The organism is Yoonia vestfoldensis (genome assembly GCF_002158905.1).
Taxonomy (GTDB): domain Bacteria; phylum Pseudomonadota; class Alphaproteobacteria; order Rhodobacterales; family Rhodobacteraceae; genus Yoonia; species Yoonia vestfoldensis_B.
The window spans coordinates 2,605,001-2,620,117 of the sequence record NZ_CP021431.1 but is presented as its reverse complement, the minus strand read 5'-3'; the positions used below and the strand labels follow the sequence as shown (position 1 = coordinate 2,620,117).

The following is a 15,117-nucleotide window of genomic DNA, read 5'->3' as shown; positions in this document are numbered from 1 at the left end:
ACTTGACCTCGCGCGCATCCGGTGCAGATCATGATGCATGCGGATGATGTCCTTGATTTTCATGCTGGCGACGCCTGCGGTGGCCGAGATTTGCCCTGCGGCCCCTGATCATGCGGCAGCCCAAGGCCGGATCATTGCCGATCTGGGCACAGCCCGCACCGCGACAGAGGCGGCGATACTGACGCAAGGCCTGTGGCGTTTGTGGACCGATGCGCCCGATGCCACGGCAAAGGCGATGCTGGATGCAGGCATGGCGCTGTTGCAGGGCGGCAGGCCCGCGATTGCCGTGGCGCGGTTTGATGCGCTGGTTGCTTATTGCCCCGATTATGCCGAAGGCTATAACCAGCGTGCCTTTGCCTTCTATCTGCAACGCGACTTCGCCGCCGCATTGGTCGATCTGGATGCGGCCCTTGCGATCAATCCGCGCCATGTTGCGGCCTTGTCGGGCAAGGCGTTGACGCTGATGGGGCTGGGCCGCGATGCCGAGGCGCAGACAGTGCTGCGCGCGGCGCTGGCGTTGAACCCCTGGCTGGAAGAACGTGCACTTTTGGTGACACCGCCGGGGGTGGAATTGTGATCCGCCTTGCCGCCGGGTGCGGGCTTGCTTAGGAAAGCGATATGCGCTCTGCGCGCCCGCGTGGTGGAATGGTAGACATCGGAGACTTAAAATCTCTTGGCCGCAAGGCCGTGCCGGTTCGAGTCCGGCCGCGGGCACCACTTATCTCTGGCACTATGGCCAAATGAAAAGCGGCCGCCGATGGCGACCGCTGATCTAAGGCCTGTGTCAAAGATCAGGTCTTGCTGGCCCAATCATCGACCTGGCGTTCGGCTTCGTCCTTGGCCAGGCCGTATTTTTCCTGCAGCTTGCCGACCAGCTGCTCGCGCTGGCCGTCGATTTGTTGCAGGTCATCATCGGTCAGCTCGCCCCATTTTTCCTTGGCGCTGCCGCCCATCTGCTTCCATTTGCCTTTGACTGTATCCCAATTCATCATGGTCTCCTTTGTCGCGTCAAAACATACGACACAAGAACGCGGGTTCGGGGCTTAGGTTCCGTGCGGGCGCAAAATCGTCAGCTTGCCCCGAAGATCAGCAGCACAAGCGGGATGCTGAGCACCGAGACCAGCGTCTGCGCTGTCACGAGGCCGGCCATATAGGTCGCATCGCCGCCGAATTGCCGGGTCAGCACATAAGATGTCGGCGCGGTCGGGATGGCGAAAAAGATCACCAGCACAAGCGCCTCGATCCCGTCCAGCCCAAAGATCTGCGCCATCCCGATCGCCAAAAGCGGCATGGCGAACAGGCGCAGCGCGCTGTTGACGCCGATGGCGGTGATATCCGACCGCAGCGCCCCCGGACGCAGCGCCGCCCCGACGCATAACAGCCCCAGCGGCAGGCTGCCCTGTCCGATCAGCGCAAAGAACGCCCCGGTGCCAAAGGGCAGGCCGATCCCGCTGAGCGCCAATGTGATCCCCAGCGCGCAGGCCAGGATCAGCGGGTTGCGCGCCATCATGCGCAGGATCGCCAGCACTTGGCGGGATTCGCTTTGTTCGGCCAGCGCCATGATCGACAGCATATTGACCAGCGGCACGATCACCGCCAGCACGATGGCCGCGCGTTCGATGCCAGCTGCGCCGGCCAGGCTCGCCGTGATCGCCAGCCCCAGATAGGTGTTGATCCGCACGACCCCCTGCAAGCTCGGGCCGAAACGCGCGGCAGGCGAAGGATACCGCCACCGCCAGACGTATAGCCCCAGCGCCGCCAGCCCGATTGCCGCAAAAGCGGCCCCGCCCAGCCGCCAGATCGCGGGATCGCCCAAAGGCGCTGTGCCCAGGCTGCCGACCAGCAGGGCGGGAAACAGGATGTAATAATTGACCCGCTCCGCCGCAGGCCAGAACCCCGGTTCGGGAAAGCCCGCGCGCGCCATCGCAAAGCCAAGGCAGATCAGCGCGAAGAGCGGCCAGATTGTCAGGATGATCATGATGCGCGTTCCGCTGCCGATTATGCGGGTCAGCCTTACCACCGCGCCGCCCTGCTGCGCCAGATCAAAGCCGCAGCGCAGGGGCGCGGGGCGGGCCGGTCATCTGCGGCGCTGGTGCCGTTTTGCGCAGCGCCGCATGGATTTTGCCCATCGCGTTGATTTCGCTTTTCGCGCGCTGTCCGGTTCCGCTATGCAACTGGGGTAACCAGTTGGATATGTTATTGTGTCAACCGTTGATCAGGGTCCCTTGGGTGGTCGCCGTGCCAAGCCGCAGCACGCCAAAAGCATCGGACGCCCCGATCTGGTTTATGCGCTTGTTGCGACAGCGGGTCTGGGGCTTTGCGCCTGGCTCTCGGCGCGGGGCATGTTGGCCGAACATCCCGGCAGTGACATCTGGCAACATGCCGCGGCCTTGCAGGCCTTGATCGACAATCCGGATGCGCCGGGCAATCCGTTTATCGTCTCTGAGGTCGGGTCGCGTCATTTCCAGCCGCTTTGGGTCGCCTGGGCGGGCCTTGCGCGGGTCGGGGCGCTGGATGTCTGGCAGGTGCTGGCTTTGGCGGGATATGGCGCGATGGCGCTGTTTGGCATCGGGGTCTATGTCTTTGCGCGCGCCTTGCATCCTGCGCCTTGGGCGCCGCTGGTGCTGTTGTTGTGTCTTATGCTGGGATGGGTGCTGCCGATCCAGCACACCGGCTTTCATTCGCCGTTCACCTTATACTATGCCGCGGCCTATCCGGCGACATATATGATTGGGTGCAGCTTTTTGTTATGGGCGCTGGTGGTGCGCAGCCTTGTGCAGCCTGTCTTTGTGGTCGCGCTGTTTGTGCTGGCGGCTTTCATGTTCACGACCCATCAGCTTGGCGCCGTGATCGGGTTCATCGGGGCGGGCAGCTTTGCGCTTTGCTGGCCGCATGGCCGGGTCGCTGCGCGGATGCGCGTGCTGTCGGCGCTGCTGCTGGCGGTTGCCCTGTCCGCGCTTTGGCCGCATTTCAACGCGATCGCGATTATCCTGCGCCCCGGCAATGCCAGCTGGGAAGGTGGGCCAGCGTTTTATGCCCCGATCTATCTGATTGCGGCATTTGTCCCCTCGATCCTTGGGCTGGCGGGGATGCGCAGGCCCGAAAGCCGCGCCTTGTTGCTGATGGCTGGCGTTTTCTTTTGCATCTATTTGGTCGGGCTGGGCGGGTTCCAACTGGCGGGCCGGTTCCTGATGCCCTTGGTCTTGGTGCTGCATATCGGTCTGGCATTCTATATCCTGACCGATATCGGGGCGGACCGCAGGCGTTTGCTGCTGCTTGGTTTGATTGCGGCGGCCAATGTGACGACGCTAGGGCTGGTGGCCCATATCATCGGGATCACGGCACCGGCCACAAAGCCGGGCGCGGTGACGTTCTATCAGGCCGCCGAGACGCTGACCGCCGATATCGCGGATGATCAGCCGGTGGCAGCCTTTCTGACCAGCGCCTGGCCTGTTGTCGCGACGGGGCAGAAGGTCTTGTCGGTGCCATGGCCGGAACCACTGATCACCGATCTGGCCGCGCGGCAGGCCGTGACCAAGGCGCTGTTCGCGGCCGATCTTGCAGCCAGCGAGCGGGTCGCGCTGGCGCGCCGCCATGATGTGCGCAGCCTGATCGCGCCGCAAAAGCGGCTGTCCGATGCGCAACGCGCGGTGTTGCAGGCGCAGGCCCTAGCGACGATCAGCGCCGGTCCGTTGATCCGCTTTGATCTCTACGACGTGCCTTTGGTGGGCGTGATCGACCCGCGCGTGATGGATCAGTGAATGTGGCACCTCTTGGCCGTGGCGCGCCATCAGCGCCGCATCGCCAAGCACGCTGCGCGCCGCCCCATCGGCCATGATCTGGCCATCGTCGATCAGGATCACGCGGGGGCATAATTCCAGCACCAGTTCCAGATCATGGCTGGCGATCAGCATCGCCTGATCCATGCCGCCCAGCAGCTCGATCAACCGCCTGCGGTTGCGCAGGTCCAATGCGGCCGAAGGCTCGTCCAGCAGCAACAGCCGTGGTGACATGGCCAGCACCCCCGCCAGACAGGCCAGCCGCTTTTCGCCGCCCGATAGGTGATGCACCGGCCGGTCTGCCAATGCGGTGATCCCCACACGGGTCAGGGCCGCGGCCACGGTCTTGTCCAGCGCCGCCCCCGACAGCCCCAGATTGCGCGCGCCAAAGGCCACATCCTCGGCGACGCTGGGGCTGAATAATTGGTCCTCGGCCTGTTGGAACACGAAACCCATCTCGGGGTGAAACCCGCCGGGCGCGACGGGGGTGCCGTCCATCCGGACCTCGCCCGCAGAGGCGCGGATCACGCCAGTCAGGCAGAGCATCAGCGTGGTCTTGCCCGCCCCGTTCGGGCCGATCAGCCCGATCCGTTCGCCTTGGGCGATTTGCAATGACACCTCTTGCAAGACCTTTTCGCCGCTGGGGCGGGTCAGGCAGAGCGCTTGGGTCTGGAGCAAGGGCAGCGTCATGCCAGATGGTCCACCACAAGCAGGCAGGCCGCAAGGCCAAAGACGACCGACAGCGCCCATTTATCGCTGCGCGCCACTTGGGCCGCAGCCGAGGGGGCAGCGCCCTTGGCCCCATGGCCGCGCAGGATCATCGCGTGATAGACCCGTTCCGACCGCGCATGGCTGCGCAGCAGAAGGCTTGCCAGCAGCCAGCCTGTCGCGCGGAACCGCCCCATCCATTGATGCCCGCCGCGCAGGCGCATCGCGGTCTGCATGCGCGCCAGATCATGGCGCAGATCCTCGATGTGGCGCAGGGTCAGCAGCGCCATATCCACCAAGAGAGCGGGCAGCCCCAGACCGCGCAGCGCCCCGATCAGATGCGCCAAAGGCAGCGCGCCCACAAACACCACGATCAATGTAAAGATGGCCACAAAGCGCAGCGCGATCCCGGTGGCGGCGGCCAATCCCTCGGCGCGCAGCGCAAAAGGGCCAAAGGCCGCGATCACTTGATCTCCGCTGGTAAAGGGCAAGACCACGACCAGCCCCGCCACCACAATACCCGGCAGCCGCAAGGCCCGTAGCAAGCGGCGGGCGGGCGTGCCGGACAGCCAGACAAGGCCCATCGTGGCCGCAACCATCAGCCCCAGCGCAAGGGGTCCATGCAGCGCGGAAAAGCTGAAGGCCAGCGCCAGCAGTGCTGCGATCCGCAGGCGCGGGTCGGTGATCGGGTCAGCGCGCAATGATCATCTCGGGGTTGGTGCGGCGCAGAAAGCCCAGCACGGCGGCGACGACCATCCCCTCGGCCAAGGCCAGCGGCAGATGCGCCAGCGCCAGCGCCGTGATCGCGGCACGTTCGGCACCCGCATCCAGATGCGCGGGCAATCCCGCCAGCAGGAGCGTGGCGAAAAGCGCAACCGCCAGCAAAACCGCCCCCGCGCCGGTGGCAAAGCCCAGAACCGCTGCCGCGGCGCGCTGCCTCAGCTGCCCCAGAAAGCGCGTCACCCCAAAGGCCAGCAGCGCAGGCAGCCCCAGGATCACCGCATTCACCCCCAAAGTGGTCAGCCCGCCATGCCCGAACATCACCGCCTGAAATGTCAGCCCGATCAGGATCGCGGGCAGCGCATACCAGCCCAGCATCGCCCCCATCAGCCCCGGCAGCATCAGATGCACGCTGCTGGGCGGCACCGGGATATGGATCAGCGAGGCAGCGAAAAAGGCTGCTGTCATCATCGAGGCGCGTGGCAAGCCCGCGCGCGGGTCGGGCTGGGCCGCGATCCGGTTCAGGCAGACCGCCGTCAGCCCCGCCGCGACCGCCCAGCCGCCCAAGGTCAGCCCAAGGGGCAGGATCCCATCGGGGATATGCATCAGGCGGCTTTCGCGGGGCGGATGCGCCGGGCATAAAGCGCCGTGCCGATACAGCCCCAAATGACGCAGGCCGTCATCAGCAGGCGCTGCGCCCATGACAGGCCTGCGGCGCTGGCTGGCGTGACGGTGATCGTGGCGCTTTCATCCGCGCTGAGCGTGACATAGCCCATCGCGCCATGACCCGCCTGTCGCACCTGGATCGCCCATTGCCCGTGCCGCGCGCTATCGGGCGCAAAGACGAACCTGCCGTCTGCATCCGTCACCCCCGTCAGCCAAGGCTCTGCGGGATTGTCGGGGGCAAAGACCGAGACCTGCGCCCCGGCCATGACCTCGCCGGTGTCATAGCGCGCATCGACGGCCACGGCCGCGACATTGCGCGCCTCGACAAACGCGCCATGCGCCGCCGCAGGCCCCGCCAGCAGCAGCGCCGCGATCAGCGGTTTAACGATAGCTGACAGCACAATGTCCCTCGCCGACATGGCCGATATGCAGGCCGGTCAGGGCCATGTCATGGGTGCCGCCCGTGGCGAAAGCATCGAACCCCAGCGCATGGACATTCATGTGATCGGCTGCTCCTTTGTCATATCGTCCGAAGACATGATCCAGATGAAAGGTCAGTTCAAGGTCTGCATCACCGCCAGCGGTGACAAATCCCTTGCGCGTATCCCCCACATATTCGCCGCAGATGTAATCATGCGTGGCATCGCTGGTCAGGGTGAAATCGACGCTTTGGCCATCGCGCGTCGCCGTGCCGATCAGCACCATGGATTTTCCGGCCCAATCCCCCGATGCGGCGGGCACCACGGACCAGACCAGTGCGGTATAATGGCCCTCGGGCGCGGCTGTGGTCGCCAGCGGCACGCGGCCCTCTGCATCGGTGTCGGTCAGGTCGATTGTCATCTGCTCGATCGCATCGAAGATGACGGTCTGGGTGGCGCTGGGCTTGCCGCCGGCATGGGCGTCATAGGGCCTGTCGGTTTGCAGCGCAGAGACGCCCGAGAGCGTGACAAAGACATGATCGAACCGCAATTCCCAGCCGTCACGGGTCAGCTCTGGCGCCAGAAATCCGTCGCGGGCCAGCGCCTCGCCATTGGCGAAAATCTGAAGCGGGGCTTCGGCGGCGGCGGCTGTGCCGATGCTCAGGGCAGCAGCAAGCGTGCAGAGATGGGCGCAATGCAGAGACATGGACGATCCTTCATAGTATGAAAAAGAGAAGTTTTTTTCATACGATTGCCCCGTCAGCCTGTCAATGGCTCAGGCGTCAATGTCTTTGGCGTCAATGTCTCTGGCGTCGACGTCTTGCCGTTCATCCGCGCCGTTCAGCATGGCAAGGCTTGCCGCAAGATCCTGCTGCGCGATATCGCGGGCGATCACGACGATCCGGCTGGTCTGGTCACCCGCAGGCCAGTGATCCAGCGCGACGGGCGGCTCGAAGATATGCTGGACGCCGTGGAACACAAAGGGGGTGGGCAAGCCCTGAATATGCACGATCCCCTTCATCCGCAGAATATCGGGGCCGCGCAGCGCGATCAGCGTATCAAGCCAGAGGTCGAATAAATCCGGCGCGATGGGCGCGTCCAGCGTGATCGCGGCGGTCGTGATCCTGTCGTCGCGGGCATGATGCGACGGCGCGGCCAGATCAATCTTGGCGGCTGTTGGCAAAGCCATCCCCGATAGCCCGGCCAGAGGATCGGGGGCAGGGGCGGCAAGCCAGTCCAGCGCCTGATCCTGCGTGATCGCGCGGCGCATGGCGCATAGCCCGAACAGCATCCCGCTGGGGACCGCACCTTTGTCGGCGATGATCCGCTTTGCGCCGGGGTTCAGCCTATCCAGCCGGGTTTGCAAGGCCGCGACCATGGCCGGTTCGGCTAGGTCGCCTTTGCTCAGCACGATCCGGTCGGCCATGGCGACCTGCGCCTGCGCCTCGGCGTGGCGGTCCAGCGTGGACAGGCCCAGCAAAGTATCTACCACGGTCACGGTGCCATCGAGCTGATAATCCGCCGCCAGCACCGGATCGACCAGCAAGGTGTGATGGATCGGGGCGGGATCGGCCAGGCCGGTCGTTTCGATGACAAGGCGGTCAAAGCGCAATTCGCCCATCGCCCGGCGCACCAGCAACCGCGCCAGCGTTTTCGACAAATCGCCCCGGATCGTGCAGCAGATGCAGCCAGCGGGCATCAACACGACATCTTCTGCGGCAGATTCGATCAGGTCATGGTCCAGCCCTGCGGCACCGAATTCATTGACCACCACGGCGATGCGCCCGGCGGCAGGATCATGCAGCAGACGGTTCAGCAGGGTGGTTTTGCCAGCACCCAGAAAACCGGTCAGCAGGGTCACGGGGATTTTCATCGTCATCTTGCGGTCCGGCTTGTGGATGGGGCGATCTTATGATTGTTATGTTATAACAAAACTGGATGCAAGATCAGATGCCCCTGCCTGCCCGCGCTGCAGCTTTGCCCACCCCTGCCGATGCCTTGCGCGACAAGGCCGTGATGCTGTGGCATCTGCAACGGGTCAAGCGGCTGGTGCGGGCGCGTTGCGGCGGGCAATGTCTGGTGCATGTGACCGAAATTACCTGTGCGGACCCTGATTGCCCCGGACCTGCGACACAGATCGGCGTCACCGGATTTGATCTGATCCGGCGGAGCATCCTGGTCCACCGTCCGCTGGCGGCGATCACCGAGATTGATCTGGCACCGCTCTTAGGCGGGTGAATAGGCCGCCCCATGCGCGAAATCCGGGGCGTTGCGGCGCAGATAGGTTTCCGTCACCGCCAGCAATTGGCTGTCCGGTGCCCCGTCGCAAAGCAATTGCGCCAAGGTCCGCGCGCGGCCTTGGTGATTATGCCGCAGCGCCGCGATCATCTGCATGATCTGGCGTTCCGCAGGCGTCAGCCAGTCGCGGCAGCAGGGGCAGCTTTCGGCATTGAACGCGATTGGCGTGGTCCGGCTGGACCGCAGGGTCTGCACCACGCCCAGCAGATCATAGCATAAGGCACCGGCGGCATCGGGACCGACCTGCGCCGTGGCACAGCGCAGCGCGATCAACCAGCCCTGGCTTTCGGGAACGGCAAAGGTCTGGAAATGCGACCGCAGCAGGACCAGCGTCAGCCGCGCGAAAGGATCAAGGCCGATGTCCTGCAAGGCAACCTCGCCGGGGCGCGGGTCCCGTTTGGGGCCGTGATCGGCTTGCGGGTCATAGACCGGGCGAAACGGGCGACGCGGATCAGCCCCGTGCATGGGCGGTGCTTTGCTGGGCGGCAGACTGGGCGGCTGACTGGGCAACTGACTGGGCTTGGCGGTCAAGCAGCAACTCGACCAGCTGTGGTTCCATCCCGATCCCATCGGTGCCGCAATCATCTTGGGCCGCGATCAGGTCGATCAGGAAATCATAGGGGGCATCGGGCATCGGCAATTCCTGTCCAAAGGGCATATGCCTTGCCGGATCATGGTGCAGCTGGGGGGCAACTGGCGTCTCCGACTGGGTGATTTATTCCTGACAGAAATAATCGGGTAAGTAAAGCGATTCGACCGCCGCGCGCCGGACGCGCTGGGCGCATAGGTCCGAACATGAATGAAGCTCATAATCGTCTTGCCCAACATGAATTTGTTTTCACAACCGCAGCAGCCTATCTGAAAGGCAGGCACGTCAGGTGCCTTTTGTCGTTTGATCGGAGCACTATGACCCATATCTTGCCCAAATCCCCTGCCTTTGACCGGATTGCCGCTGCGGCGGCAGAGCGTATCCTGATCCTTGACGGGGCGATGGGGACGCAGATTCAGGCGCTGGGCTTTGGCGAGGGGGATTTCACCGCCCATGGCGCGGGCTGTGCCTGTCATCCGCAGATTTTCGGCGACAAGCCGCTGCCGCAGCAAGGCAATAACGATCTGCTGATCCTGACCCAGCCGCAGGCGATCGAGGATATCCATTACGCCTATGCGATGGCCGGCGCGGATATCGTCGAGACGAACACGTTTTCGTCGACCTCCATCGCGCAGGCCGATTATGGGCTGGAACATCTGGTCTATGATCTGAACTTTCACGGCGCGCGGCTGGTCCGGCAGGCGCTGGACCGTGCCACGGCGCAGGACGGCCGGATGCGGTTCGTCGCGGGTGCGCTGGGGCCGACCAATCGCACGGCGTCGATGTCGCCCGATGTGAATAATCCGGGCTACCGCGCCGTGACCTTTGATCAGCTGCGCGCGGCCTATGCCGAACAATTGCGCGGGCTGATCGACGGCGGGGCCGATCTGATCCTGATCGAGACGATCTTCGACACGCTCAACGCCAAGGCCGCGATTTTCGCTTGCGAAGAAATCTTTGCCGCCAATGGCCTGCGCCTGCCGGTGATGATTTCCGGCACAATCACAGACCGTTCTGGCCGCACCCTGTCTGGCCAGACACCCACCGCGTTCTGGCATGCGGTGCGCCATGCCGATCCTTTGACCATCGGGCTGAACTGCGCGCTGGGGGCGGCGGAAATGCGCGCCCATCTGGCGGAATTATCCGGCGTGGCCGATAGGCTGATCTGCGCCTATCCCAATGCGGGACTGCCCAATGAATTCGGGGAATATGACGAAAGCCCCGCATTCATGGCCAGCCAGATCGCTGACTTTGCCAAGGACGGTCTTGTCAATATCGTCGGCGGTTGCTGCGGATCAACGCCTGATCATATCCGCGCCATTGCCGCGGCCGTGGCGGGCCATAAACCCCGCGCGATCCCGGCGCAGACGCCGCTGATGCGCCTGTCGGGGCTGGAGCCGTTCACCCTGACACCCGACATTCCCTTTGTGAACGTGGGCGAGCGGACGAATGTCACCGGATCGGCCAAATTCCGCAAGCTGATTACCAACCGCGATTATGCGGCGGCCGTCGATGTCGCCCGTGATCAGGTCGAAAACGGCGCGCAGATCATTGATGTGAACATGGACGAGGGGTTGATCGACAGCAAACAGGCGATGATCGAATTCCTGAACCTGATCGCCGCCGAACCCGATATCGCCCGCGTGCCGGTGATGATCGACAGCTCTAAATGGGAGGTGATCGAGGCGGGCCTGCAATGCGTGCAAGGCAAAGCCATCGTCAATTCGATCAGCATGAAAGAAGGCGAAGAGGCGTTTCTGCATCAGGCGCGGCTCTGCCGTGCTTACGGGGCTGCGGTGGTTGTCATGGCCTTTGACGAGGCGGGCCAAGCCGATACCGAAGATCGCAAGGTCGAGATTTGCACCCGCGCCTATCGCCTGCTGACCGAAAAGGTGGGTTTCCCGCCCGAGGATATCATCTTTGACCCCAATGTCTTTGCCGTGGCGACAGGGATCGAGGAACACGACAATTACGGCGTCGATTTCATCAACGCCACCCGCCGGATCATCGCCGATCTGCCGCATGTGCATGTCTCGGGCGGTGTGTCGAACCTGTCCTTCAGCTTCCGTGGCAACGATCCTGTGCGCGAGGCGATGCATGCGGTGTTCCTTTATCATGCGATTCAGGTCGGCATGGATATGGGGATCGTCAACGCAGGGCAGTTGGCGGTTTATGACAGTATCGACCCTGATCTGCGCGCGGCCTGCGAAGATGTGGTGCTGAACCGCACGCCGGATGCGACCGAAAACATGCTGGTCATCGCCGAACGTTTCAAATCCACCGGCGCGCGCGAGGCGAAGGAACGCGATCTGAAATGGCGCGACTGGTCGGTCGAAAAACGGCTGGAACATGCGCTGGTCAACGGCATCACCGAATTCATCGACGCCGATACCGAAGAGGCCCGTTTGCAAGCCGACCGCCCGCTGCATGTGATCGAAGGCCCGCTGATGGCGGGGATGAATGTCGTGGGCGATCTGTTCGGCGCGGGCAAGATGTTCCTGCCGCAGGTCGTCAAATCCGCCCGCGTGATGAAACAGGCGGTCGCCGTGCTGCTGCCCTATATGGAAGAAGAAAAGCGCCTGAACGGTGGCACGGGGCGCGAATCTGCGGGCAAGGTGCTGATGGCCACGGTCAAAGGCGATGTGCATGATATCGGCAAGAATATCGTGGGCGTCGTGCTGGCCTGCAACAATTACGACATCATTGATCTGGGCGTGATGGTGCCTGCGGCCAAGATCATTGAAACGGCCATTGCTGAAAAGGTCGATATCATCGGCCTGTCGGGCCTGATCACGCCCTCGCTGGATGAAATGGTCCATATGGCGGCTGAGATGGAACGCGCAGGGTTGGATATCCCGCTGCTGATCGGCGGCGCGACCACCAGCCGCGTGCATACGGCGGTGAAAATTCACCCCAATTATGCGGCAGGCCAGACGGTCTATGTGACCGATGCCAGCCGTGCGGTGGGTGTCGTCTCGGCGCTTTTGTCGCCGGATCAAAAGGCGGGCTATGTCGACACGATCCGCGCCGAATATGAAAAGGTCGCGGAACAGCACGCGCGGTCGGAACGCGCCAAGAAACGCCTGCCGCTGGCGGCGGCCCGCGCCAATGCGTTGCAGATCGACTGGCAGGATTACCGCGTGACGGCACCCTCTTTCCTTGGCACGAAAGTCTATGAGGATTGGGATCTGGCAGAGCTTGCCCGCTATATCGACTGGACGCCGTTTTTCCAGACATGGGAATTGAAAGGGATCTATCCCAAGATCCTGCAAGACGAAAAACAAGGGCAGGCGGCGCGCGCGCTGTTCGCCGATGCGCAAGAGATGCTGGCGCAGATCATCGATGAAAAATGGTTCCGCCCGCGCGCGGTGGTGGGCTTTTGGCCTGCCAATGCTTTGGGCGATGATATCCGCCTGTTCACCGATGATGGGCGCAAGACCGAACTGGCCATGCTGCATACCCTGCGCCAGCAGGTCAGCAAACGCGACGGGCGGCCCAATGTGGCGCTGTCGGATTTCGTGGCCCCGGCCGGCACCCCCGATTACGTCGGCGGCTTTGTCGTGACGGCGGGGGTCGAGGAAATCGCCATTGCCGAACGGTTCGAGAAAGCGGGCGATGATTTCAACGCCATTCTGGTCAAGGCTTTGGCCGACCGTTTCGCCGAAGCCTTTGCCGAGCGGATGCATGAAGTGGTGCGCCGCGAGCTCTGGGGCTATGCGCCGGATGAAAATCTGGCACCCGCCGATCTGATCGGCGAGCCTTATCGCGGCATCCGGCCCGCGCCGGGCTATCCCGCTCAGCCCGATCATACCGAGAAAACCACCCTGTTCCGGCTGCTGGATGCACAGGCCACCACGGGTGTGAAACTGACCGAAAGCATGGCGATGTGGCCGGGTTCATCGGTTTCGGGGCTTTATATCGGGCATCCTGACGCCTATTATTTCGGTGTGGCCAAGGTCGAACAGGATCAGGTGCTGGATTATGCCGCGCGCAAGGGCATGGATGCGGCCGAGGTCGAACGCTGGCTGGGACCGGTGCTGAATTACGTCCCGCAGGCGAAAGCGGCGCTGGCGGCGGAATAACCGCCCCCATCTTCCGAGCCTAAATATCCCCGCGCGGAGCGCTTTGCGGCTTTGCCGCAAAAAGGGGCGCTGCCCCTCGGCCCGGAATAAATCCGGGCCTCACCCCGGAGTATTTTTGGAAAAAAGAAGTCAGATGGCGACTTCGATCCGGCCCAGCGGGTTGGAGCAGCAAGCAAGAATATAGCCCGCGGCGATATCCTCCTCCGAGATGCCGCCGTTATGGACCATATGCACCTCGCCCGCGGTTTTGCGGATCTTGCAGGTGCCGCAAAGCCCAAAGGTGCAGCCTGACGGGATGTTCAGCCCGTTGGCACGCGCCACGGCAAGGACGGTATCGGTTTCGGTGCAGGCTGCCACCACGCCGGAGCTGGCAAAGGTGATCTGCGCATTGCTGTCCGCATCGGGCGTGACATCGTTGATCTCGGGCGCATCGGCGGCTTTTGCGACGGGGGCCTGAAAGTTTTCCTGATGATAGCGGTCCATGTCATAGCCAAGCGCATTCAGCATATCGCGCACCGCCTGCATGAAAGGCTCGGGCCCGCAGCAGAACACCTCGCGGTCCAGATAATCCGGCGCCATCAGCCCCAGCATGATTTGGTTCAGCCGCCCGTGATAGCCGTGCCAGACGCGGAACGGGTCGGGGTCCTTGACTGTATACCGCAATTGCAGCCCCGGCACGCGGTTGGCGAATTGATCCAGCCTTTCGCGAAAGATGATATCGGACGGGCGGCGCGCGGCATGGACAAAGACGATATCGGGCATGTCGCCGCTGTCCCAGGCCCAGGTCGTCATCGACATCATCGGCGTGATGCCCGACCCTGCCGAGATGAACAGGTATTTGTCTGCCGGATGCCGGTGAAAGCTGAAGATGCCTGCAGGGCCATAAGCCTTGATCTTCATCCCCGGACGCAGATGGTCCAGCATCCAGCGCGTGCCGATACTGTCCTGCTGCGCCTTGACCGTGACCGAGATCGACAAGGGCCGCGAGGGGCTGGAAGATATCGTATAGGTCCGCTGCACCGCGCCCCCCGGCACCGGTAGGTCCAGCGTCAGAAACTGGCCCGGTTCATAATCGAACCATGCGCCCGAGGGTGCGCGAAAGGCAAAGGTGACCACATCCGGGGCCTCTGGGATGACCATGACGCATTCAAGCCATTCATCATCGCGCCATGCGGCGGTGGTGCTGATCCGTGTCGGCGCGGACATCTATTCTGCCGCCACTGCAGGCTGCGGGGCCAGCCGCCCGGTCATCAGACCGGCATACCAATCCACGAACTGGATCACGCCTTCTTCCTGGATCGGCGAATAGGGGCCGGGTTCATAGGCCGGGGACAGGATGCCTTTCTGGTTTTCCTCGACGACCTGGCGATCCTCGTCATTGGTGTTCAGCCAGACCTCGGTCAGGGTTTTCAGATCGTAATCCTCGCCCTCGACCGCATCCTTATGGACCAGCCAGGTCGTCGTCACCTCGGTTTCGGTGGCCGAGATCGGCAGGACGCGGAAGGTGATCGCGTGATCGCCCAGAAAGTGGTTCCATGTGTTGGGGTAGTGATAGAACAAGAGCGTGCCCGCATCATTGAAGGGCATCGTGCCCATCCGTTTTGCCACGGCGGCCTTGGTGGACATTGTATAGCTTTCGGCATTGTTCAGCAAAGGCACCCGCGCCAGCCGCCAGCCCATGTCATCCGCATGGGTAAAGCGTGACGGCAGGCCTGCGGCCTCGCAGCGTTTCCAATGGGTCAGGATCTCGGCGCTGGCTTCGTCGGGGCCGGACATGGCGGCGAATTTGGGATTGTCCGAGAAGGTCCGGCAGAGCGACGGATGCGACCCCGAACAATGGTAACATTCGCGGTTGT

At 63.2% G+C, this 15,117-nt stretch carries 16 protein-coding genes and 1 tRNA gene (1 of these 17 running past the window's edge); 5 read left to right on the top strand and 12 right to left on the bottom strand.

The window, feature by feature from the left end; translation table 11 throughout:
- The first annotated feature begins 43 nt into the window (after positions 1-43).
- Positions 44-577, top strand: a complete 534-nt coding sequence (locus LOKVESSMR4R_RS13110; protein WP_335673965.1) for a tetratricopeptide repeat protein — start codon at positions 44-46, stop codon at positions 575-577.
- A 54-nt stretch (positions 578-631) separates the two neighbouring features.
- Positions 632-717: transfer RNA gene (locus tag LOKVESSMR4R_RS13105), tRNA-Leu, on the top strand.
- A 74-nt stretch (positions 718-791) separates the two neighbouring features.
- On the opposite strand, the gene LOKVESSMR4R_RS13100 is transcribed toward LOKVESSMR4R_RS13105, so the two are convergent.
- Positions 792-989: a CsbD family protein gene (locus LOKVESSMR4R_RS13100; protein ID WP_087213196.1), complete on the bottom strand. Its 198-nt coding sequence runs from the start codon at positions 987-989 to the stop codon at positions 792-794.
- Between the two features lie 80 nt (positions 990-1,069).
- Positions 1,070-1,978: an AEC family transporter gene (locus LOKVESSMR4R_RS13095; RefSeq protein WP_087209101.1), complete on the bottom strand. Its 909-nt coding sequence runs from the start codon at positions 1,976-1,978 to the stop codon at positions 1,070-1,072.
- Positions 1,979-2,201: 223 nt separating this feature from the next.
- On the opposite strand from LOKVESSMR4R_RS13095, the gene LOKVESSMR4R_RS13090 reads away from it, so the two are divergent.
- Positions 2,202-3,761, top strand: a complete 1,560-nt coding sequence (locus LOKVESSMR4R_RS13090; protein ID WP_157898226.1) for a hypothetical protein — start codon at positions 2,202-2,204, stop codon at positions 3,759-3,761.
- On the opposite strand, the gene LOKVESSMR4R_RS13085 is transcribed toward LOKVESSMR4R_RS13090, so the two are convergent.
- The 6 genes from LOKVESSMR4R_RS13085 to LOKVESSMR4R_RS13060 form a co-directional block, all read right to left on the bottom strand.
- The gene (locus LOKVESSMR4R_RS13085; protein WP_087209093.1) at positions 3,669-4,469 is read right to left on the bottom strand and encodes an energy-coupling factor ABC transporter ATP-binding protein; all 801 of its coding nucleotides are present in this window, start codon (positions 4,467-4,469) and stop codon (positions 3,669-3,671) included. The genes LOKVESSMR4R_RS13090 and LOKVESSMR4R_RS13085 overlap by 93 nt on opposite strands.
- The gene (gene cbiQ / locus LOKVESSMR4R_RS13080; RefSeq protein WP_087209091.1) at positions 4,466-5,188 is read right to left on the bottom strand and encodes a cobalt ECF transporter T component CbiQ; all 723 of its coding nucleotides are present in this window, start codon (positions 5,186-5,188) and stop codon (positions 4,466-4,468) included. The genes LOKVESSMR4R_RS13085 and cbiQ overlap by 4 nt, the downstream gene beginning before the upstream one ends.
- On the bottom strand, positions 5,178-5,813 hold the full coding sequence (gene cbiM / locus LOKVESSMR4R_RS13075) for a cobalt transporter CbiM (protein WP_087209089.1): 636 nt from the start codon (positions 5,811-5,813) through the stop codon (positions 5,178-5,180). Before cbiM ends, cbiQ begins: the two co-directional genes overlap by 11 nt.
- Positions 5,813-6,274: a carboxypeptidase-like regulatory domain-containing protein gene (locus LOKVESSMR4R_RS13070; protein ID WP_087209085.1), complete on the bottom strand. Its 462-nt coding sequence runs from the start codon at positions 6,272-6,274 to the stop codon at positions 5,813-5,815. The genes cbiM and LOKVESSMR4R_RS13070 overlap by 1 nt, the downstream gene beginning before the upstream one ends.
- The gene (locus tag LOKVESSMR4R_RS13065; RefSeq protein WP_087209082.1) at positions 6,255-6,998 is read right to left on the bottom strand and encodes a hypothetical protein; all 744 of its coding nucleotides are present in this window, start codon (positions 6,996-6,998) and stop codon (positions 6,255-6,257) included. The genes LOKVESSMR4R_RS13070 and LOKVESSMR4R_RS13065 overlap by 20 nt, the downstream gene beginning before the upstream one ends.
- A 69-nt stretch (positions 6,999-7,067) precedes the next feature.
- Positions 7,068-8,171, bottom strand: coding sequence for a CobW family GTP-binding protein (locus LOKVESSMR4R_RS13060; RefSeq protein ID WP_087209079.1), 1,104 nt, complete (start codon positions 8,169-8,171; stop codon positions 7,068-7,070).
- 71 nt (positions 8,172-8,242) lie between these two features.
- Here LOKVESSMR4R_RS13060 and LOKVESSMR4R_RS13055 point away from each other — a divergent pair, with 71 nt between their 5' ends.
- Positions 8,243-8,530 carry a hypothetical protein gene (locus LOKVESSMR4R_RS13055; protein ID WP_157898225.1) on the top strand — a complete coding sequence of 96 codons (288 nt, stop codon included), beginning with the start codon at positions 8,243-8,245 and terminating at the stop codon, positions 8,528-8,530.
- Here LOKVESSMR4R_RS13055 and LOKVESSMR4R_RS13050 read toward each other — a convergent pair.
- Both LOKVESSMR4R_RS13050 and LOKVESSMR4R_RS13045 read right to left on the bottom strand, forming a co-directional pair.
- On the bottom strand, positions 8,519-9,055 hold the full coding sequence (locus LOKVESSMR4R_RS13050; protein ID WP_087209072.1) for a hypothetical protein: 537 nt from the start codon (positions 9,053-9,055) through the stop codon (positions 8,519-8,521). The genes LOKVESSMR4R_RS13055 and LOKVESSMR4R_RS13050 overlap by 12 nt on opposite strands.
- On the bottom strand, positions 9,042-9,224 hold the full coding sequence (locus LOKVESSMR4R_RS13045) for a hypothetical protein (RefSeq protein ID WP_157898224.1): 183 nt from the start codon (positions 9,222-9,224) through the stop codon (positions 9,042-9,044). The genes LOKVESSMR4R_RS13050 and LOKVESSMR4R_RS13045 overlap by 14 nt, the downstream gene beginning before the upstream one ends.
- A 272-nt stretch (positions 9,225-9,496) precedes the next feature.
- Here LOKVESSMR4R_RS13045 and metH point away from each other — a divergent pair, with 272 nt between their 5' ends.
- Positions 9,497-13,261, top strand: coding sequence for a methionine synthase (metH, locus tag LOKVESSMR4R_RS13040; RefSeq protein ID WP_087209067.1), 3,765 nt, complete (start codon positions 9,497-9,499; stop codon positions 13,259-13,261).
- A 129-nt stretch (positions 13,262-13,390) separates the two neighbouring features.
- Here metH and LOKVESSMR4R_RS13035 read toward each other — a convergent pair whose 3' ends face one another.
- The gene (locus LOKVESSMR4R_RS13035; RefSeq protein ID WP_087209063.1) at positions 13,391-14,467 is read right to left on the bottom strand and encodes a hybrid-cluster NAD(P)-dependent oxidoreductase; all 1,077 of its coding nucleotides are present in this window, start codon (positions 14,465-14,467) and stop codon (positions 13,391-13,393) included.
- A protein-coding gene (locus LOKVESSMR4R_RS13030) for an aromatic ring-hydroxylating oxygenase subunit alpha (protein ID WP_087209060.1) crosses the window boundary here: on the bottom strand, positions 14,468-15,117 show its 3' portion. Its footprint extends 589 nt past the window's final position; 650 of the gene's 1,239 nt are visible here — the last part of the coding sequence; the start codon falls outside the window, past its right edge; it ends in the stop codon at positions 14,468-14,470.

Coding starts and splice junctions, on each gene's coding strand:
- LOKVESSMR4R_RS13060 (WP_087209079.1), bottom strand. CDS start 8,171: ATGACGATGAAAATCCCCGTGACCCTGCTGACCGGTTTTCTGGGTGCT.
- LOKVESSMR4R_RS13085 (WP_087209093.1), bottom strand. CDS start 4,469: ATGACGCTGCCCTTGCTCCAGACCCAAGCGCTCTGCCTGACCCGCCCC.
- metH (WP_087209067.1), top strand. CDS start 9,497: ATGACCCATATCTTGCCCAAATCCCCTGCCTTTGACCGGATTGCCGCT.
- LOKVESSMR4R_RS13035 (WP_087209063.1), bottom strand. CDS start 14,467: ATGTCCGCGCCGACACGGATCAGCACCACCGCCGCATGGCGCGATGAT.
- LOKVESSMR4R_RS13110 (WP_335673965.1), top strand. CDS start 44: ATGATGTCCTTGATTTTCATGCTGGCGACGCCTGCGGTGGCCGAGATT.
- LOKVESSMR4R_RS13065 (WP_087209082.1), bottom strand. CDS start 6,998: ATGTCTCTGCATTGCGCCCATCTCTGCACGCTTGCTGCTGCCCTGAGC.
- cbiM (WP_087209089.1), bottom strand. CDS start 5,813: ATGCATATCCCCGATGGGATCCTGCCCCTTGGGCTGACCTTGGGCGGC.
- LOKVESSMR4R_RS13045 (WP_157898224.1), bottom strand. CDS start 9,224: ATGCCCGATGCCCCCTATGATTTCCTGATCGACCTGATCGCGGCCCAA.
- LOKVESSMR4R_RS13100 (WP_087213196.1), bottom strand. CDS start 989: ATGAATTGGGATACAGTCAAAGGCAAATGGAAGCAGATGGGCGGCAGC.
- LOKVESSMR4R_RS13055 (WP_157898225.1), top strand. CDS start 8,243: ATGCCCCTGCCTGCCCGCGCTGCAGCTTTGCCCACCCCTGCCGATGCC.
- LOKVESSMR4R_RS13095 (WP_087209101.1), bottom strand. CDS start 1,978: ATGATCATCCTGACAATCTGGCCGCTCTTCGCGCTGATCTGCCTTGGC.
- LOKVESSMR4R_RS13050 (WP_087209072.1), bottom strand. CDS start 9,055: ATGCACGGGGCTGATCCGCGTCGCCCGTTTCGCCCGGTCTATGACCCG.